This window comes from Rufibacter soli (genome assembly GCF_054781795.1).
In genome coordinates this window covers 1,290,641-1,309,611 of sequence record NZ_BAAGTS010000002.1, presented here as the reverse complement: position 1 = coordinate 1,309,611, position 18,971 = coordinate 1,290,641, and the positions used below count along the sequence as shown (strand labels likewise).

Genomic DNA, 18,971 nt, shown 5'->3' with positions numbered 1-18,971 from the left:
GCTTAAAATACAAATCCCGTTTTGAGCCTGTTTTCAAAAATCAGGCTCAAAACGGGATTAAGATAAAATTCTAGAAGCTTAGGCTAACGTCTTGGGAGCATCCTCAGTGGCCACAATCTCCTCCAGTTCCTGGAACCACTCCTCGCCGTACTTTCTGACCAAAGGCTCACGCAGGAATTTATAAACCGGCACGCCCAATTCCACGCCAAAGGCACAGGCGGCGTTGCAGATTTCCCAGCGATCATAATTGAGGGCCTCAAAGCCGTCATATTTGGTGATTCTGATGGGATACAGGTGGCAGGAAATGGGTTTCTTCCAGGAGATTTTCCCTTCCAGGTAGGCTTGTTCAATGGCACACTTGAGCGTAAGGTTCTCATCATAGATGGCATAGGCGCACTCGCGGTTACCAATGGTGGGCGTGCTGAAGTCGCCGTTGAATTCCTCTACGTACAGGCCTTGGGCCTCAATAGCCTTTACGCCTTCTACAGACATGTAGGGCTTTACATGTTCATAAACCTCCGCCAGAACAGGCAGTTCGTCCTGGTCAAGGGGTGCACCCAGGTCGCCTTCTACGCAGCAGGCCCCCTTGCATTTCTCCAGGTTGCAGACAAAGAATTTGTCTTTGAGGTCATCAGATAAAACGGTGTTTTGCAGTACAATCATGAGCTATTTCTTACAGCAGAAAGACAAAAGTACCGCTATTTAAGTTCGGCCGCAAAAAGAGCGAAGGCAGGTTACCCTACATTTTCCGTTTTAGGGCTACTTTTCAAAAAACAGGCGTAAAACGCTCAGGCTTCCACTTCTTTTTCCATGGCCCAGGCATAGGCCTGTTCCTCATTGCTAAAATACTGGGTATCAAACCCAATCACGCCTTCAGCTTTCATGATCATGTTCTCCACGGCCATTTTATTGAAGATGTCTTTGGAGACAATCACGGCCAGTTTCTTCACGTTGCCTTCCTGAGAGAACTTGGGGGCCCATTCTTTGGTGGTCCATTCCTGGTCAACGGGCCTGATGGCTTTGGCCTTGGTGTTGTCGCCAATCCAGCGGGTCACCGGCTTTTCCCGCACCAGCTGCAGGTACATGGTCAGGATCTCGCGGTATTCTTCACTGCCGGCGTAGCCGTGCCATTGGGTTCTCACCAGTTGAAGTTCCTCATCATACTTAATGGTGATGGTGTCATTACGAAAGTATACCATTCTTTTAAATGCTGTCTGTTTAAATGTACCCCACTCCTTCTGCCAAAGGCACCTTGGGCGGAAACAAGCTTTCAGTGATACTCCATAAGCTAATAAAATGCCAAATTTTATTAGTGCGGGTAATCATCTGGAAGTCAACACCTAGGGATTGGAAAAAAGTGCCCGCACCTAGCATAAATACGGAGTAGGCTTAGCAAAACTACTTACTTTCCATGATTTAAGTACTATCACCAACCCAAGGCAGGAAATATACGGGAGAACAGAGGAATAGCTCAGATTATTATCTAAATTTAAGCTTAAATATAATTGAAAGCACAACTCCTTGAGAATGCATCCCCACTTACTACAGCAAGAGCCGCCCCCAACTACGGCCTCAGCGGCGTTTTCCTTCCCCCTTTGCCTGGTTTCTGACATGCAAAATGACCAATCTCCTAAGGTGATTTCCTTTGCCTTTTCAAGGCGGTTAGGCTTTCCGGCCAAATTAGTATTGCTTTCGGCACTAGCCTTCTTCTGGGCTTTCCCGGGTTTCTCGCAAAGCCCTTCTGCCACCCTTCCGGCTCAGGATCAGACCCAATTCCCAATTACCCTTTACCAGAAAGCCATTGGCATTGATGCCCCGCTGTATAACGGCCCAGAATACGTGGACTACCGCAAAGCCATCCGGGACTGGCACCAGTACTATGAGAAAGATGTAGCCACTCCGGCCACGGTCTGGTATGACGGGGGGGTATATGAAAACGTGCCTATGCTGTATGATGCGTACTTGGATGAAGCCATTATCATGCGGGAGGGCACCCTTAAGCAGAAACTCATCAGTGAAAAGGTAAAAGGCTTTTCCTTAGGCGGTCACACGTTTGTAAGAATAGTAGTGCCGGACTCTTTAAGCGGAGCCCCCCTGCGCACGGGGTACTATGACGTGCTGCTGGACCAGAACGTAAAAATGCTGGTGAAGCGCCGCAAAACAATTAAGATGGAGAAAGAGCCCAACCTCATCCTGGAGAAATTTGTATTGGATGAGCAGTTTTTCCTGAAAAATAAAGGGCAGTATGTGAAGGTGAAAAGCCGGAATTCAGTGCTGGACGTTTTTGAAGACAGGAAAAAAGAACTTAAGCAATTTGCCCGGGAAAAGAAGCTAAACTTTAGAAAACAGCGCGAACAAGCCATTCTGGCGCTGGCGACCCATTATGAGACCTTAGGCCACTAAGGCCTGCCTGCCCTTTTCTGCCCTTTCCTAATAAAGAATATCTCTTTTTATAATGAAGTCTTTACCCCACTTTGTCTTCCTATTGGCAGTTTTGCTTTTAGGTTTCTCCCCCCGAGGGCATGCCCAGTCCAGTTCATCTGCACTTATCACCCTACGATTGAATGATGCGTCCTTTGAGGAATTTGCCCGCGGCATTGAAGCCCAGGCCAAGATCAGGTTTTACTTTGAAAAGGCTGATGTAGACAGTTTCAGGGTTTCTGTTCAGGTGGCCCAGAAACCATTGGCCACTGTGTTGCAACAGGTGCTCCAGGGCACCGCACTTTCCTTTGCCCTCTCCCCTGATGGCAGCGTGTTTATTACCAAAGGAAAACAGCTGATGGCCGATTTGCCCACTGGATTCTTTAACCGGGAAGCTACCGCCCCGGCAGTTACCGGAGCCCCAGCCAACCAGCCCTACATTGCGGCCCAACCCGAAAAAAAGCCAACCAATGCTGCCTCAAGGCTCTACGTGATTGGCCAGAAAGGCGAAAATGCCAAAGGCACCGCCAGCTTGGCCGGGTACCTGCGTGACGTCAAATCCGGAGAGCCGGTAATTGGGGCATCGGTGTATATTCTGTCCCCGGCGGTGGGAACCATGACCGACCAATACGGCTATTTTTCTTTTACCCTGCCCACTGGCCAGCATGAACTATTGGTGAAAGGTATTGGCATTAAGACTGTGAAACGCCTGATTTTGCTAAACTCGGACGGAAAGCTGAATATTGAGGTAGAGGAAGACGTGCGGTCTTTGAAGGAAGTGCTGGTGGAAGCCGAAAAAGACCGGAACGTAGCCGGCATGCAAATGGGCATGGAGCGCCTGGATATCCGGACCATCAAGCAGGTCCCCACCGCCTTTGGCGAAACCGATATTCTTAGGGTAGTCCTCACCTTACCGGGGGTGAAATCTGTAGGGGAAGGCAGTACAGGCATGAACGTACGGGGCGGCTCCACAGACCAGAACCTTATCCTGTACAATGATGCCACGGTGTACAACCCTTCGCATTTGTTCGGGTTTTTCTCGGCGTTCAACCCAGACATTGTCAAATCTGTTGAGCTGCATAAAAGCAATATTCCGGCCCGTTATGGCGGTAGGCTTTCCTCTGTGCTGGAGGTCACCACCAAAGACGGAAATAAGAAACAGCTGGCCGGGGCCGGGGGCATAGGCCTTCTTACCAGCCGTCTTTCCCTGGAAGGGCCTATCCTTAAAGACCAAACTTCCTTTCTGGTGGCCGGCCGAAGCACTTACTCAGATTGGCTTTTAAAGGAGCTTCCGGGCAAATCTTTCCAGAAAAGCGCGGCTTCCTTCTATGACCTCAACGCCCAGATCAACCATGAGATAAACGTCAATAATACGTTGTACCTGTCTGGGTACCTAAGCAAAGATCAGTTTAGGCTGGGCAGTGACACCCTTTATAAATTCTCCAACCAAAACGCCAGCCTCAAGTGGAAGCACAGTTTCAACAACAAGCTTTATAGTGTGTTAACGGGTGCGTTTAGCAAATATGGCTACGGCATGCACTCAGACGGGAACCCGGTCAATGCCTCTGAACTTACGTTTAAGATGCAACAAGCCAACTTGCAGGCCGACTTCAATTATTACCTCAACTCAAAGCATACCGTGGACTTTGGGGCCAGCTCTATTCTCTACCATGTTTCACCGGGTTCTGTAGTACCCCTGGGCCAGGAATCATTAGTCCTTCAGGATATCTTACAGGATGAAAAGGCTCTGGAGAGTGCCATCTATGCTTCTGACTTGATTGACATCTCTCCCAGGTTCTCTGTGTATGTAGGGTTGCGGTATTCTTTATTTAACGCTTTGGGCCCTCGTCAGGTAAACTTTTACGCGCCTAATGTGCCCAAGGCAGAAAGCACTCTGTTAGAAACCCGAACTTATGGGTCAGGATCATCTTTTGCCACTTACCATGGCCCGGAGTACCGGCTGTCGGCCAGACTGGGGATAACAGATAACTCCTCTATTAAGATGAGTTACAACCGCATGCGGCAATACATCCATATGCTGTCCAATACTGCCTCCATCTCCCCTACTGATACCTGGAAATTAAGTGACAACAACATCCGGCCGCAGGTGGGCGACCAGATTTCCTTGGGGTACTACCGGAATTTCAGGGCCAATACCATAGAGCTTTCCATTGAAACCTACTACAAGAAGATGGAAGACTTTCTGGATTACCGCAATGGTGCCAATATTATCCTGAACCATACCATTGAGACAGATGTGGCCAACGCCGAAGGCAAGGCCTACGGCACAGAGATCATGCTTAAAAAGTTAACGGGCAAGTTGAATGGCTGGGTGAGTTATACCTATTCCCGAACGCTGGTTCGCCTGAACAACCCTGCCGTGTCTGAGGTGATCAACCAGGGAAAATTCTACCCCAGTAACTTTGACAAACCGCATGACTTTACCCTTATCAGCAATTACCGGTTCAGCCAGCGGTTCAGTACCTCCCTTAACTTCACCTACAGTACCGGCCGCCCCATTACTTTGCCCATAGCCAAATACACAGACGGAAACGCCATGCGTATCTTCTACTCAGGCCGCAATGAGTACCGTGTGCCAGATTATTACCGGGTAGATTTCGCTATGAACATAGAGGGCAACCATAAGGTTAAGAAACTGGCGCACAGTTCCTGGACCCTGGCCGTCTATAATTTAACGGGTCGTAAAAACCCCTACTCTGTGTATTTCAGGACCGAAAACGGAAAAATCAACGGGTACAAGTTGTCCATCTTCGGACAACCTATCCCTACCATTACCTATAACTTCAAATTCTGATGAATCTCTTTTTAAAATATGGGAAGAGTACGCTTTTCCTGCTGGCCACTTTGTTTCTTACCGCCTGTGAAGAGCCTTATTCCCCGGAGGTGATTGACCAGCCCAACAAATTTCTGGTGGTGAACGGCTTTATTAATACCAACGGGCCCACGGTCATAAAACTTTCCCGTTCCCAGAATATTTCTGAAACCAAAAACCCAGCTTTAGAAAAAGGCGCCGTGGTACGGGTAGAGGAAGAAAATGGGACCAAATTCACCCTACAGGAAACCCAGACGGGCACCTACACACTGGCTAAGTTCCAAGCCAACCCCAGTAAAAGATACCGGCTGTATATAAAAACAGGCAATAAGGAATATGCCTCAGAATATGTGGCCGTGAAAACTACGCCTCCCATAGAGAACATTACCTGGCAGGCAGATAAGGATGGTCTCCAGTTCTTTGTAGATACCCGAGATCCGCTGAACAATTCCAGATATTACCGTTGGGAGTTTGAAGAAACCTGGGAATACACCCCCTATTATTACTCTCAGTTTGAGTACAAAAACGGCAAAATGGAGGCTCGTACCATAGAAAATGATATCTATTTGTGCTGGCGGGAAGATAAAAGCAATAAGATTTATATTGCCAACTCCACTAAACTAAGCCAGGATGTGATAAGCAAATTCCCGCTGCATAAACTCCATTCCGGCTCAGATAAAATTAAAAACAAGTACAGCATTCTGCTAAAGCAATTTGCGCTTTCTAAGGAGGCCTATGAATACTATGAAGCCCTACAGAAAAACACAGAGAATATAGGAACCCTGTTTGATCCGCTTCCAACTCAGCTAACGGGCAATATCACCTCGTTAAGTGACCCGGCAGAACCTGTAATTGGCTTTATCACTGCTGGGGCAGGGTCTGAAAAGAGAATCTTTGTAGCTAGAAAAGAACTGCCAGGCGATTGGCGACCTTACACCGCCTACTGTGAGTTAGACACTATTCCTTTAAACAAACTAGGCGAGTACTTCTCTTCCCCACTCTATACTCCTGTTTCAGTAGTAGTATCTGAGCAAGGCGGCATCATTGGGTATTCAGGAGCTGCTTCTATGTGCGTTGACTGCCGTGTGTACGGTACTAAAACAAGGCCCTCCTACTGGCAATAAGCATCTAATCATGAGCCTGCCTCAAGAACCCTCAGATTATCCATCCCAGTTTAATTGCTCTCGTTTCCCCATGACCCTCAACACCCGAACCTCCCTTTATAGCCTCCTGCTGGGATTTCTGCTGGTAACCGGAACCTCCCTCTCTGCCTGGGCGCAACTCACCTCATTTGCCTCTTTAGAACCCCAGTTCAAAGCGTTCCAGCAAAAAAACCTCCAGGAAAAACTCTTTGTCCATTTAGATAGAACCGCTTATGTCTGCGGCGAGGTCATGTGGATGAAGCTGTACAACGTGGAAGGAACGCACCACCGGCCTTCAGATCTGAGCAAGGTAGCGTATGTAGAAGTGCTGGATGGCACTAATAAACCCGTTTTACAAGGCAAGATTGACCTTAAGAACGGAGCGGGCAGCGGGTCTTTTGCGCTGCCGGTTACCTTACCGTCTGGCTATTACACCCTCCGGGCCTATACCAACTGGATGAAAAATTTCAGTCCGGAGTTTTATTTCCACCAACAGGTGACCATTATCAATACCTTTCAGCCTCTGGGCCTTAGGCAGCAGAAAGATTCCAGTGCCTTCTCGCTCCGGTTCTTCCCGGAAGGCGGAAATTTGGTGAATGGTTTGAGGGGCAAGGTAGCCTTCCAGGCGCTAAACCAGAAAACCGGTAAAGGCGCAGACTGTCAGGGTGAAATCCTCAATAACCAGGGAAAAGTAATCGCCTCCTTCGCCTCCGCCAGAAACGGAATTTGGCATTTCACCTTCACCCCGGTGCTTGGGGAAGAATATACCGCCATAGCCCGTTTTGCCAATGGAAAGGTATTGCAGGAGAAGTTGCCTGCTATTCTGGTGTACGGCTACACCTTAGAAGTTACTTCAGACGCGCCTGAAATGCTCACTATTTCTGCCCAATCTAACACCCAGCAGGCAGAACAGGTGTATCTGTTGGGCCACTCCAGGCAACAGGTGGTACTGGCGGCCACGGGTTTGATAGAGAACGGCAAAACCCGCTTTTTCGTCAAGAAAGATTCCCTGTTGGCAGGTATCACCCACTTCACCCTTTTTAACAGTCAGAAAAAACCGGTAGCGGAACGTCTATACTTTAAAAGGCCAACAGAACAGTTAGAGATTGACGCCGCCCTCTCGCATAACCAAGTGGGAGTACGGGAAAAAGTGACGCTTACGCTTCTTTCCAGCGCCCGGCCCGGCATGGCCACTCCCGCCAATCTTTCGGTGTCTGTTTTCAAAACAGATAGCCTCCCCGCCAGCAGCAATGACATAAAGGCCTTTTTATGGTTAAGTTCTGATCTGAAAGGAAGTATTGAGAATGCCGCTGCTTACCTGGAAAACAAAGGCCCACAGGCAGACCAAGACCTGGACAACCTGATGCTAACCCACGGTTGGACCCGGTTTACCTGGCAAAGCGTGCTGGGACAAACCACCCCCACCTATTCCTTTCTCCCAGAATTTAACGGCCACCTGGTGCAGGCTACCGTCAAGGATAGAGCCACCGGAGCCCCTGCCAAAGGAATAAGAACTTTTCTGGCCTCGCCGGGCAAACAGGTAAAATTCAATACGAACGTAAGCGGAGTAGACGGAAACGTCCTTTTTGATGTGAAGGATTTCTACGGGCCAAGGGAGGTAATCCTGCAGACCAATTTCCGGAAAGACAGCACCTATAGCTTTGAGTTAAGCAATCCTTTCTCAGAAACCTATGCGGCCCGGCCCCTTCCCTTCTTTGATGTGGCAGAAAACCTAGGCCAAGCGCTTTCCTTACGCCACATAGACATCCAGGCCCAGAACATTTACTTTGAAAAGTATCTAAACCAATTTAAAGCCCCAGCCATAGACACCTTACCTATCTATGGAGCACCCAATCAACTATACTTCCTGGATAATTTCACCCGGTTTAAGGTATTGGAAGAGGTGCTGCGCGAATACGTGCCAGGCGTCATGGTGAGAAAGCGGGAAGACGGGTTCCATTTCAGGGTGATGGACCATCAGCGGAAGTTGTTTTTTCAGGAAGATCCTCTGGTCTTGATAGATGCCATACCGGTGTTTAATATTAATGAAGTCATGGCCTTTGATCCTTTGAAAATAAAGAGATTGGACGTGGTAACCAGTAACTTCTTTACGGGGTCCCTGGCTTCTCCGGGGGTAGTCAGTTTTACTACCTACAAAGGAGACCTGGCTAATTTCCCTTTAGACCCTAAAGCCCTGTTACAGGAGTATGACGGCCTTCAACTGCAACGCGAGTTCTACGCCCCTACTTATGAAACCGAGGAACAAAAAAATAGCCGCCTCCCAGACTGGCGAAACTTACTGTATTGGAACCCCACGGCAGACACTGACAGCCAGGGCAAAGCCAGTATGCACTTTTACACGGCAGATCAACCAGGCACCTATACCATACTGGTGCAGGGAATCACCGCCGGTGGTTTACCCGGAAGCAAAACCGTTTCCTTCCAGGTTAAGAAACCACTTTAACGGTTGGTATGTTCTTCCTGAGTGAAGAACTTGAAAGGGGCGGGCCCGGGAAGTTTCAACGAACTTCCCGGGCCCGCCCCTTTCAAGCCCAAAAATCATTTTAGCTCAAATCTGGGGGCGGCTTCCTTTACCTGGTGAGACCGTCTGTGAATACGGGCATAATTGCTTAATTTTGTAGTCTTCCTTAGAAAGAACGATTAGTAGCGCATGGATTACCTGAAACTTCTGAATGAGTCACAGCGAGCCGCTGTTTTAAATACTGAGGGCCCTTGTATGATTATTGCCGGCGCTGGTTCCGGTAAAACAAGAGTGCTCACCTACCGCATTGCCCATTTGCTTAGCAAAGGGGTAGATCCGTTCAATATCCTGGCCCTTACTTTTACCAACAAGGCCGCCAAGGAGATGCGGGCCCGTATTGAGAAAGTGGTAGGCCCCGAGGCCAAGAACCTCTGGATGGGTACCTTCCACTCTATCTTCTCCCGTATCCTTCGCTCAGAAGCCCAGAAGATAGGCTACCCCAGCCATTTCACCATCTATGACTCTGATGACTCTAAAACGCTCATCCGGAACATTGTGAAGGAGATGAACCTGGACGATAAGCTCTACAAGCCCAACATGGTATTGGGACGGATCTCCTCGGCCAAAAACAAACTCATCTCCGTAGCCCAGTACCTACGGGACCCAGCTATCCAGGCCGATGACGAGGCCGCATTAAGACCTAAAATAGGGCAGATTTACAAGACCTACGCTGAGCGCTGCTTTAAGGCCGGCGCCATGGATTTTGACGACTTGCTCTTCAATACCAACGTACTCTTCAGAGACCACCTGGACGTGCTCAACAAATACCAGCACATCTTCAAGTACGCCATGGTGGATGAGTACCAGGATACTAACTACTCCCAGTACCTGATCACCAGAAAACTATCAGCTAAGGACCGCAATATCTGCGTGGTGGGGGATGATGCCCAGAGTATCTACGCCTTTAGGGGCGCCGATATCAGTAACATCCTCAACTTTGAGAAGGATTATCCAGAGCTGGAGGTGTTTAAGTTAGAGCAGAACTATCGCTCTACCCAACACATTGTGAAGGCGGCCAACTCTGTGATCAAGAACAACAAGGCGCAGCTGCGCAAGAGCGTATTCTCAGAAAACGAGGAGGGCCAGCTCATTGACGTGATCAAGGCCAGTTCAGACAATGAGGAAGGCAAGCTGGTGGCGCACGCTATCTTTGAGGAAAAGATGAACCACCACCTCTCCTATGAGGACTTTGCCATCCTGTACCGTACCAACGCCCAGTCACGGGCGATGGAAGAGGCCCTGCGCAAGATGAACATCAAGTACCGCATTGTGGGCGGCTTGTCTTTCTACCAACGCAAGGAGATCAAAGACTTAATTTCTTACCTGCGCCTGGCCATCAACCACAATGACGAACAGGCCCTACGCCGCGTGATCAATTACCCCAAGCGCGGCATTGGGGACACCACCATTGAGAAACTCATTGTTACGGCCAATGAGATGAACCACTCCATTTGGGAGGTGGTGAGCAACGCCAACCAATTGGTGGGCGGCCGCGCCGGGGTAGCTATTCAGGACTTCGCTACCAAGATCAAGAGCTTTGCCGTGATGGCCGAGCAGAAGGACGCTTTTGAGGCCGCTACCTACATTGCCAAGCACTCAGGTCTGGTAGATGACCTTTACTCAGATAAGTCTGTGGAAGGCTTGGCGCGCTATGAGAACATCCAGGAATTGCTGAACGCCATCAAGGAGTTTGTGGATGACCCGGAGAAGGAAGACAACTCACTGGCCCTGTTCCTGCAGGACATTGCCTTGCTCACCGACTCTGATACCAAGAAGGAAGAGGAAGGCGAGTACGTGACCATGATGACCATTCACTCGGCTAAGGGTCTGGAGTTTAGGAACGTGTACATTGTGGGTATGGAAGAGAACCTGTTCCCCAGCCAGATGATGCTGCAAAGCCGCGCTGATCTGGAGGAGGAGCGCCGTCTGTTCTATGTAGCCATAACCCGCGCCGAAAAGAAGCTGACCCTCTCCTACGCCACCAGCCGCTACCAGTGGGGCAACCTGCGGGCCGCCGAGAAAAGCCGGTTCATAGATGAAATTGACCCCACGTACCTGAACTTCAAGTTCGGGGACGAGCGCGGTCCGTTTGAGAAAGTGCTGCAGCGCAAAACACCGGCGGCGCAATTGATCACCCCGGCCCGCAAACCCGCCGCGGCCCCGTCCTACACCCCATCTGCTGACTTTACGCCTAGTGACACGTCTAACCTACAGGCGGGTATGCGCGTAGAGCACCCTAAATTCGGGTTTGGCGTGGTGGCCAAGATGGACACCCAGGGCAACTCTACCAAGGCCATCATTGATTTTGAAGGTGTGGGCGAGAAAACCCTGCTCCTGAGCTTCGCCAAACTGAAAATACACGCTTCTTAGTTGTCGGCGATTAGTTGTTAGTTATTAGATTCTGATAAATATGATATTCCGTTTTGGGCCTGTTTTCTCAAAAACAGGCCCAAAACAATCAGAAGCCTCTCACCTTTTGGTTTAAAGACACTCTCTTTAATTTCCTCCTAAAAACGAACAACTAACAACAAACAACTAATTTTCCCTATTTTTGACCTTGCAAAACACCTAACTAAATGGTAGCCAGTTCCACTTTTAAACAAGAGCTATTGCTGCGGGAGTACGGCCGCAACGTGCAAAACATTGTGCAGTACATTCTTACAGTGGAGGATCGTACCAAACGCACCCAATTGGCCCAGCTGCTGGTGAACCTGATGGGAAGGCTAAACCCCAACGTGAAAGACATCCAGGATGCTCAGCAAACCCTTTGGAACCACTTATATGTTATGTCTGACGGTAAGCTGGACGTGGATGCGCCTTATACCCTTAGCGCCATGGAGTACCTCAATGAGAAGCCCCAGCGCGTAGACTACCCTAGCCAGACCCCCAAATACAAACACTACGGCTCTAACCTGGAGCGCCTGATTGAGAAGGCCAAGCAGATCAATGATCCGCAGGAGCGCGAAGCCGCCATTATCTCGGTGGGCAAGCTTATGAAAGTGCTTTACCGCACCTACAACAAAGACAGCGTCTCTGACCAGGTGATCATGGAAAACCTGCGTGACTTATCTAAAGGGGAGCTGGATCTTGACCTGGCCCTGGTGGAAAAAGGCGGTTTGTTTGAAAGCAACATCAAAACCCAGCAAGGCCCCAACAACACCTTTCAGCGGGAACAACGGGACCCTAGGGAGCAGAAGTACAAGAGCAACAAGAATCAGAATCAAAACCGAAGTAAGAATAAATAAGAACGCATGGCGTCTTTTGAAGTAATAGGCGGCCGTACTTTACACGGCGAAATTACCCCCCAGGGGGCGAAGAACGAGGCATTACAGATTCTTTGCGCGGTTCTGCTCACGGCAGAGCCAGTAGTTATTTCCAATATCCCCAACATCAGGGACGTCAACAAGCTGATAGAGCTGTTACGGGACATGGGCGTAGACGTGGAGCAGACTGCTCCGGACACCTATGTTTTCAAGGCAGAGAACGTCAACCTAGACTACCTCACCACAGACAAGTTCATTGAGCAGGCTCGTGCCATTAGAGGCTCTGTGATGATTCTGGGTCCTATGCTGGCTCGTTTTGGGGTGGCAAAATTGCCTAAACCCGGCGGAGACAAAATTGGTCGCAGAAGACTGGATACGCATTTTCTGGCCTTTGAGAAACTGGGTGCCAAGTTCACCTATGACGCCAATGACAGCTTCTACCACCTGGAAGGCAAAAACCTGAAAGGCACGTATATGCTGCTGGATGAGGCCTCTGTAACGGGTACGGCCAATATTGTAATGGCTGCCGTGCTGGCCGAAGGCATTACTACCATCTACAACGCCGCCTGTGAGCCTTACCTGCAACAACTTTGCAAGATGCTGAACCGCATGGGTGCCAAGATCAGCGGCATTGGCTCTAACCTACTTATCATTGAAGGCGTGGAAAGCCTGGGTGGTACCGAGCACCGCATGCTGCCAGATATGATTGAGATTGGGTCTTTTATCGGCCTGGCCGGAATGACGGGTTCTGAGATCACCATCAAAAACGCGCAGATCAGAGAGTTGGGCTTAATCCCAGATACCTTCCGCAGGTTAGGCATCAACATGGAATTCCACGGGGACGATATTTTCATCCCAGCCCAGGATTCCTATGAAATTGACACGTACATTGACGGTAGTATCTTAACTGTTTCTGACCACACCTGGCCTGGTTTCACCCCAGATTTGCTGAGCATTGCCCTGGTGGTGGCTACCCAAGCCAAAGGTACCGTGCTCATTCACCAGAAGATGTTTGAGAGCCGTTTGTTCTTCGTGGACAAGCTCATTGACATGGGTGCTCAGATCATCCTTTGTGACCCGCACCGCGCTACCGTAATTGGCCAGAACAAGCAGGTGCCGTTACGCGGTATCTCCATGACCTCTCCTGACATCAGGGCTGGGGTGGCGTTGCTGATTGCCGCGCTTTCTGCCGAAGGCCGCAGCGTGATCCACAACATTGAGCAGATTGACCGCGGGTACCAGAACATTGACGGCCGCCTGAACGCTTTGGGTGCGCAAATCACGCGTCTGTAAAACATAGGCTGGCGCAAGCCTGACCATAAATTTCTAAAGAGGGAGCCCTGTCAGGCTCCCTCTTTTTATGTCTAAACAGTCAATTCTGGTTCGGGCCTGATTTGGAAAAAACAGGCTCGAAACGAGTTTACACCTGTGTTTATTGTTGGCAGCTGGGCGGGTTACTTTCTGTACCTGAGGGGATTAAGGGCAAACCTACCTGCCTATGAAAACTTCATTCAATCACTATTTTGTTTTGCTGGCCTGCTGCACAACTTTAGTGCTCAACGGCTGTGAATCCTCCCAAAATCCTTCTCTTTCAAAAGACATGGAGATGGCCACCGCTGAGGCTTCTGCCTCGCCTGAAACCAATGAAAAGCAGGATCCAGCAAAAGCGCCCGCTTCCTTGCTCATCAAGAATGCCGAAGTGAGGTTTAAAGTAAAGGACCTGCAGGGCAGCACCCAACGCATTGAGCAGGCCGTTCGCCAGACAGATGCGTTGTTAACCAATACCAGCCAAACCAGTAGCGGCGACGAACAGCAAACCGATTTTGTGATACGGGTAAGGCCGGCCCAATTCTCCCGCTTGCTGGACCAGTTGCAAAAGGAAAGTGTAAAACTAGATTACAGTAACCTTACCTCAGATGACGTGGGACTTGAGTACGTTGATGTACAGGCTAGAATTCAGGCTAAACGGAAAGTAGAGGAACGATATCTGGCCTTATTGGCTCAGGCCAAGAACCTCAAAGAAATCTTTGAAGTAGAGCAACAGATTCAGGCGGTAAGAGAGGAGATTGAAAGTGCAGAGGCCAGAATGCGCTATCTCCAAGACCAGACCTCGTACAGTACCATCAGGCTGAGTATTTACCAATTGGTGCCCATGAGCTTCACGGAGCGCATTGGCCTGAGTACCCGCCTTTACAATGCCTTCGGGACGGGCTGGGAGTTGTTTCTCACCCTGGTGGTGGGCTTGTGTTACCTATGGCCGGCTTGGGTGCTTATGGGTGGCTTCTGGGCCTTGCGCAAAAAAGGCTTAGTGTAGCTTTTCTGTTTTAAGCCTGTTTTTGGTAAAACAGGCTTAAAACAGAAAAGGAAATTTCAAAGGAAAAGCCGTCTTCCTTTACCATCTCAACTCCCAGGCTTACCCTCTCTCCTTTTGCTGACAACCCTCCTAACGGTGAGCCTCTAACAACCATTTTCCTTTCGTTCAGAATCAAGTATTGAGGTCTAGATAACTGGAATTGGTCCAATTTCAAATTTACAGTGGCGAATGCGGTCTATTTGAAAAACTTGCGGACCTAGATTCAAATCAAATCGTTTAGTATCAATTAGATATACTCCTCTATACTTTTTCTCTCTTTGGGTTTTGGCACGGTATTGTCATTAGCAGTTAGGCAGCCCTGGAACTAGAGAATTGGTAGAATTGTCTGTAAAGTAGCAGCGGCCTGACAAACCTTGCCATCAGTCCAAATCTTTTTATACCTTATCTTAAATTTAAAACTATGAACCTACTTGTTTTAATTTTCAGTGGTTTGTTTACTTTTGGGCCTCCGGCTTGGGTGAAAGATTTGGAGCAGGCCAAAAAGCTTTCTAAGGAAAACCATAAATACATTCTGGTGAACTTCTCTGGTTCAGATTGGTGCGGGCCCTGCATCAAAATGGAAAAGGAGATTTTTGAGAATCCTACTTTTCAGGAATATGCGGCCCAGAACCTGGTGCTAGTGAACGCTGATTTCCCGAGACAGAAAAAGCACCAGCTGGACCCCAAGCAAAAAAGCCTGAATGAGAAACTAGCCGAACAGTACAACAAAACCGGTGTTTTCCCGCTAACCATTCTTTTGGATGAAAATGGTAAGGTTGTGAAGCGCTGGGAAGGCATTCCGGCCAAGGAAGCCCAAGGCTTTATTGCCCAGCTACAAACCATAAAATAAATACGTGACACCAGCCATTGCCCATCAGGAGCTGACCAACCGCTTATATCGGCGGGTGCAGAAGCTGATGGGCAATCGTTTTGAATTGACCGTGCAAGGCGCCTCTGAAGGAGAAGCTAACACGGCCCTGGACGCAGCCATAGCTGAAATCCAGCGCATTGAGGCGCTACTCACTACTTTCGCAGATACCAGCGAGACCAATCACATTAACGCCATGGCCGGCCTTGCCCCGGTCATCCCCTCCCCCGAAGTCTACGACCTCATTTACCGGTCGCTCCGCATCTCAGAATTGACCCAGGGCGCCTTTGACATCACCTACGGTGGCGTAGACAAGAGCCTTTGGAACTTTGACCAACATATGACAGCTTTGCCTTCTGTTGAAGTAGCGAAAGCTTCGGTACGCCTGGTCAATTACAAGAACATATTGCTTAATCCCAAAGAGAAAAGCGTTTTCCTGAAATACCCTGGCATGCGCATAGGCTTTGGCGGTATTGGCAAAGGTTATGCCGCTGAGCGGGCCAAAGCCGTGTTAAAGCATATGGGGGTGAAAAGCGGTATTGTCAACGCCGCCGGTGACCTGAGCGCCTGGGGCTCCCAACCCAACGGTCAGCCCTGGACCATTGGCATTGCCGACCCCAACGCCAAGCAAACACCCTTCTCCCAGATCAATATCTCAGACATGGCCGTGGCCACCTCAGGCAACTATGAAAAGTACGTGGTCATTGACGGTAAAAAATATAGCCACACCATTAATCCAAAAACCGGGTTACCCGTTACAGGAATAAAGAGCGTGACCATCATCTGCCCCAATGCTGAATTGGCAGACGCCATGGCCACCCCCGTCATGGTGATGGGGGTGAAAGTAGGCCTGGAACTCATCAATCAAATGAGAGACATTGCCTGCATTCTGGTGGATGACTATAACCACGTTCATTGTTCTCATAACATACGGTTAAACAGATGATCTTCAAAAAAAAGGCCATGGTAGGGCTTCTGCTTTTAGCAGCAGGGAGCATTTATTCATGCCAGAGCGTAAAGGAATACAACAAGATGTACCTGAATGACGCTGAAATGGGCCTGGCAGCCCGAAAGGTGCAGAAAACCGAGATGAACTTCCTGCTGTACCGTGAGGGGGCCTCTGGGGCGAACGGTGGCAAAACCGGCGGTGGCTGCGGCTGTAACTAACCCTGACCCATGCAAAAGATCTATCTGTCCGCCTCGTTCTTCTTCCTTTCCATTCTCAGTTCCTTTGCGCAAACCGCCCCATCAGCGCCTGACAGCACCATTTTTAGGAGCCGGAAACTCAAAACGGAGGAAATCAACTTTGTCACCAGCTATTATTCCCAAGACGGTAACCATTCTGCGGTAACCGGCGGTATTGGCACTGAAGAACTCACTGACATTGCTACCACCTTTGACATCACCATGACCAAAGGGGATTTCCGGAACCGGTTGCACTCCTTTCGGTTTGAGCTGGGCTTTGACCATTACTCTTCTGCCTCCTCAGATCTCATTGACCCTACCACCATCTCTTCCGCCTCAGCGGCAGACAACCGCATTTATCCCTCTCTGAACTGGACCATGCAAGATGACGACAGGAATTACGCTGTGGGGGCAGGTATTTCGGTGTCTACTGAATATGATTACTTTTCAAAGGGAGTGAATGTCAACTATACCCGGTACTCTAAAGACCGTAACCGGGAATTTGGGATAGGGTTAAGTGCCTTTCTGGATAGTTGGAGCATGATTTATCCTATAGAGTTGCGCACCCTGGAAACCCCTTCCGGCCGTATTGACAACCCAGATGCGCATGGCACCAATCCGCGGAACTCTTACAACGGCTCCTTTACCTTAGCCCAGGTTATTAACCAGCGCATGCAGGTAGCCTTTATCCTGGACCTGGCCCACCAAACGGGTCAGTTAGCCACTCCGTACCAGCGCGTTTACTTTCAAGACAACTCTGTACATGTAGAGAAGCTGCCAGACAGCCGGTCAAAGCTTCCTATTGGGGCCCGGTTCAATTTCTTTGCCACAGACCGTATTCTGCTAAGGTCTTTTTACCGGTTTTACCAAGATGACTGGGGCATTTCGGCCCATACCGCAGAACTGGAAGTCCCTTATAAAGTCACCCCTTTTCTGTCTGTCAGTCCCTTTTACCGGTTTTACACCCAAACTGCCGCTGACTATTTTGCCCCGTACCGGGAGCATACCGCCCAGGAGGAATTCTATACCAGTGACTATGACCTCTCTGAATTCAGCAGCCATTTGTTTGGCGTTAACGTGAGGTTTAATTCTGCCTCCGGTATATTCCATATCAGCAAATTGAATACCCTTGAATTACGCTACGGCCACTATAACCGAAGCACCGGGTTGGTTTCAGACGCACTCACCCTGGCAGCTACCATTAAATAGACTCAAAGGCTTTAAAAAAATGAGGCTGGCTCTCCTAGAAGAAAAGCCAGCCTCATTTTTTTAAGAAAGGGATAGGACTAAGAATTCTATCATTTTAGATTAACATTGTTTTAATCCTAAAACATCATCAAATTTAAGATACTTCGTTGTTTATTTTTTAAATCCTTCATAACCTGCGATCTTTGCACATTACCAAAGATTTACCCTAATCCAGAAGTAAGAAATTGGTTTGATTTTTACTTATTTGCCTTAACCAGGCTCTTTATTTTTTTATGTTTCAGCTCACTACGCTCCTAGAGAATGACCTGGTCATTATTGAGGTTTCACGGGCGAATCAATACCTCAGTCTTGTCTGGCTTAAACATCCAGATAACAGTGAGTTTAAATCTACGGTAGAACAACTGCCTAAATTGTTGGAGGACTATCAGGTTCGGTTTCTGATTTCAGACAGCCGTAAAATCCTGTACCTGGACATCTCTTCCCAGAACTTTCTGGCCCAGCAAGTGTACCCTCTTCTGGCCCGGGATGACAAATTCACCATTGCGTACGTGGTTAGTCCCGCCAGTTATGACATGATGGATATTTACCGCATTAGTGATCTGGTGCAAAAAATGCCAGAACTGCAGGAAAAACTGGAAACCCACATCTTTTTAAGCCAGGAAGATGCCCAGGAATGGATTATGGAGCAGAGCCGCCAATCTCAACTACTGGCTCAGGCTTCAGGTACTTCAATAGCCTTAAGATAAGGCTCATAAATAGCCAGGGGAAGGGCGGTAGCTTTAAAGGAACTGATGATCTTAAGCTCTTGTCTGGACCACACCTCTACCAAACGGTTATCTAAAGAGAACAGGGTAATGGCCAATCCAGGTGTTGCCGTTGCGCTAATTCTCTCCCCTTTTGCGCCAGAATCTCGGCCTGGTTCCAGGGGGGAAGCTTTTCAAAAAGAGAGTGTTCCAGTACTGACATTTATTTTGGGTAGAGACCAGAAGTACGGTGTTCTCTCATAAGGCAAAATGCTGCTTTTTAGTTTCCAGGATGGTATTCATTCCTCCCCGCACTTTTGGCTTTTCCCTTCAACAAAAAAGCCTTGAGCTGCCTGCCAGATTCCCTTAAGTCTCTCTGTTGCATGTATTAATCTTTTGCGTTTTGAGCCTG

Annotated in this window: 15 protein-coding genes; 13 read left to right on the top strand and 2 right to left on the bottom strand. The window is 48.9% G+C overall.

Translation table 11 applies throughout. The features are described 5' to 3' along the window. Window positions 1–78 precede the first annotated feature (78 nt). Window positions 79–663 carry a DUF3109 family protein gene (locus tag ACYVJQ_RS07330; protein WP_460892422.1) on the bottom strand — a complete coding sequence of 195 codons (585 nt, stop codon included), beginning with the start codon at window positions 661–663 and terminating at the stop codon, window positions 79–81. 125 nt (window positions 664–788) lie between these two features. Further along, window positions 789–1,199 carry an STAS/SEC14 domain-containing protein gene (locus tag ACYVJQ_RS07325; RefSeq protein ID WP_460892421.1) on the bottom strand — a complete coding sequence of 137 codons (411 nt, stop codon included), beginning with the start codon at window positions 1,197–1,199 and terminating at the stop codon, window positions 789–791. Between the two features lie 328 nt (window positions 1,200–1,527). On the opposite strand from ACYVJQ_RS07325, the gene ACYVJQ_RS07320 reads away from it, so the two are divergent. The 13 genes from ACYVJQ_RS07320 (at window position 1,528) to ACYVJQ_RS07260 (ending at window position 18,562) form a co-directional block, all read left to right on the top strand. After that, on the top strand, window positions 1,528–2,403 hold the full coding sequence (locus ACYVJQ_RS07320; protein ID WP_460892420.1) for a hypothetical protein: 876 nt from the start codon (window positions 1,528–1,530) through the stop codon (window positions 2,401–2,403). 52 nt (window positions 2,404–2,455) lie between these two features. Next, complete coding sequence (locus tag ACYVJQ_RS07315; protein ID WP_460892419.1) at window positions 2,456–5,236, top strand: TonB-dependent receptor; 2,781 nt, start codon at window positions 2,456–2,458, stop codon at window positions 5,234–5,236. Further along, window positions 5,236–6,378 (top strand): DUF4249 domain-containing protein, encoded by a 1,143-nt coding sequence (locus tag ACYVJQ_RS07310; protein WP_460892418.1) that lies wholly within the window; start codon window positions 5,236–5,238, stop codon window positions 6,376–6,378. The genes ACYVJQ_RS07315 and ACYVJQ_RS07310 overlap by 1 nt, the downstream gene beginning before the upstream one ends. Before the next feature lie 10 nt (window positions 6,379–6,388). Beyond that, window positions 6,389–8,860: a hypothetical protein gene (locus ACYVJQ_RS07305; RefSeq protein WP_460892417.1), complete on the top strand. Its 2,472-nt coding sequence runs from the start codon at window positions 6,389–6,391 to the stop codon at window positions 8,858–8,860. 207 nt (window positions 8,861–9,067) lie between these two features. Then, entirely contained in the window at window positions 9,068–11,308 is a 2,241-nt protein-coding gene (locus ACYVJQ_RS07300) for an ATP-dependent helicase (protein ID WP_460892416.1), read from the top strand. A 206-nt stretch (window positions 11,309–11,514) separates the two neighbouring features. Next, window positions 11,515–12,183, top strand: a complete 669-nt coding sequence (locus ACYVJQ_RS07295) for a DUF4290 domain-containing protein (protein WP_460892415.1) — start codon at window positions 11,515–11,517, stop codon at window positions 12,181–12,183. Between the two features lie 6 nt (window positions 12,184–12,189). Then, a complete protein-coding gene (gene murA / locus ACYVJQ_RS07290; RefSeq protein ID WP_460892414.1) occupies window positions 12,190–13,494 on the top strand; it encodes a UDP-N-acetylglucosamine 1-carboxyvinyltransferase in 1,305 nt (434 codons plus the stop codon). Between the two features lie 205 nt (window positions 13,495–13,699). Then, the gene (locus ACYVJQ_RS07285; protein ID WP_460892413.1) at window positions 13,700–14,515 is read left to right on the top strand and encodes a DUF4349 domain-containing protein; all 816 of its coding nucleotides are present in this window, start codon (window positions 13,700–13,702) and stop codon (window positions 14,513–14,515) included. Between the two features lie 460 nt (window positions 14,516–14,975). Next, on the top strand, window positions 14,976–15,404 hold the full coding sequence (locus ACYVJQ_RS07280; protein WP_460892412.1) for a thioredoxin family protein: 429 nt from the start codon (window positions 14,976–14,978) through the stop codon (window positions 15,402–15,404). A 4-nt stretch (window positions 15,405–15,408) separates the two neighbouring features. Further along, window positions 15,409–16,368, top strand: coding sequence for an FAD:protein FMN transferase (locus ACYVJQ_RS07275; RefSeq protein WP_460892411.1), 960 nt, complete (start codon window positions 15,409–15,411; stop codon window positions 16,366–16,368). After that, window positions 16,365–16,589 carry a DUF4266 domain-containing protein gene (locus ACYVJQ_RS07270; RefSeq protein ID WP_460892410.1) on the top strand — a complete coding sequence of 75 codons (225 nt, stop codon included), beginning with the start codon at window positions 16,365–16,367 and terminating at the stop codon, window positions 16,587–16,589. The genes ACYVJQ_RS07275 and ACYVJQ_RS07270 overlap by 4 nt, the downstream gene beginning before the upstream one ends. Window positions 16,590–16,598: 9 nt before the next feature. Next, complete coding sequence (locus ACYVJQ_RS07265; protein WP_460892409.1) at window positions 16,599–17,816, top strand: DUF3570 domain-containing protein; 1,218 nt, start codon at window positions 16,599–16,601, stop codon at window positions 17,814–17,816. A gap of 272 nt (window positions 17,817–18,088) precedes the next feature. Beyond that, a complete protein-coding gene (locus ACYVJQ_RS07260) occupies window positions 18,089–18,562 on the top strand; it encodes a hypothetical protein (RefSeq protein WP_460892408.1) in 474 nt (157 codons plus the stop codon). Window positions 18,563–18,971: the final 409 nt, after the last annotated feature.

Excerpts from the sequence above, each read along its gene's own strand:
- ACYVJQ_RS07330 (WP_460892422.1), bottom strand. The coding sequence starts at position 663 with ATGATTGTACTGCAAAACACCGTTTTATCTGATGACCTCAAAGACAAA.
- ACYVJQ_RS07325 (WP_460892421.1), bottom strand. The coding sequence starts at position 1,199 with ATGGTATACTTTCGTAATGACACCATCACCATTAAGTATGATGAGGAA.
- ACYVJQ_RS07320 (WP_460892420.1), top strand. The coding sequence starts at position 1,528 with ATGCATCCCCACTTACTACAGCAAGAGCCGCCCCCAACTACGGCCTCA.
- ACYVJQ_RS07315 (WP_460892419.1), top strand. The coding sequence starts at position 2,456 with ATGAAGTCTTTACCCCACTTTGTCTTCCTATTGGCAGTTTTGCTTTTA.
- ACYVJQ_RS07310 (WP_460892418.1), top strand. The coding sequence starts at position 5,236 with ATGAATCTCTTTTTAAAATATGGGAAGAGTACGCTTTTCCTGCTGGCC.
- ACYVJQ_RS07305 (WP_460892417.1), top strand. The coding sequence starts at position 6,389 with ATGAGCCTGCCTCAAGAACCCTCAGATTATCCATCCCAGTTTAATTGC.
- ACYVJQ_RS07300 (WP_460892416.1), top strand. The coding sequence starts at position 9,068 with ATGGATTACCTGAAACTTCTGAATGAGTCACAGCGAGCCGCTGTTTTA.
- ACYVJQ_RS07295 (WP_460892415.1), top strand. The coding sequence starts at position 11,515 with ATGGTAGCCAGTTCCACTTTTAAACAAGAGCTATTGCTGCGGGAGTAC.
- murA (WP_460892414.1), top strand. The coding sequence starts at position 12,190 with ATGGCGTCTTTTGAAGTAATAGGCGGCCGTACTTTACACGGCGAAATT.
- ACYVJQ_RS07285 (WP_460892413.1), top strand. The coding sequence starts at position 13,700 with ATGAAAACTTCATTCAATCACTATTTTGTTTTGCTGGCCTGCTGCACA.
- ACYVJQ_RS07280 (WP_460892412.1), top strand. The coding sequence starts at position 14,976 with ATGAACCTACTTGTTTTAATTTTCAGTGGTTTGTTTACTTTTGGGCCT.
- ACYVJQ_RS07270 (WP_460892410.1), top strand. The coding sequence starts at position 16,365 with ATGATCTTCAAAAAAAAGGCCATGGTAGGGCTTCTGCTTTTAGCAGCA.
- ACYVJQ_RS07265 (WP_460892409.1), top strand. The coding sequence starts at position 16,599 with ATGCAAAAGATCTATCTGTCCGCCTCGTTCTTCTTCCTTTCCATTCTC.
- ACYVJQ_RS07260 (WP_460892408.1), top strand. The coding sequence starts at position 18,089 with ATGTTTCAGCTCACTACGCTCCTAGAGAATGACCTGGTCATTATTGAG.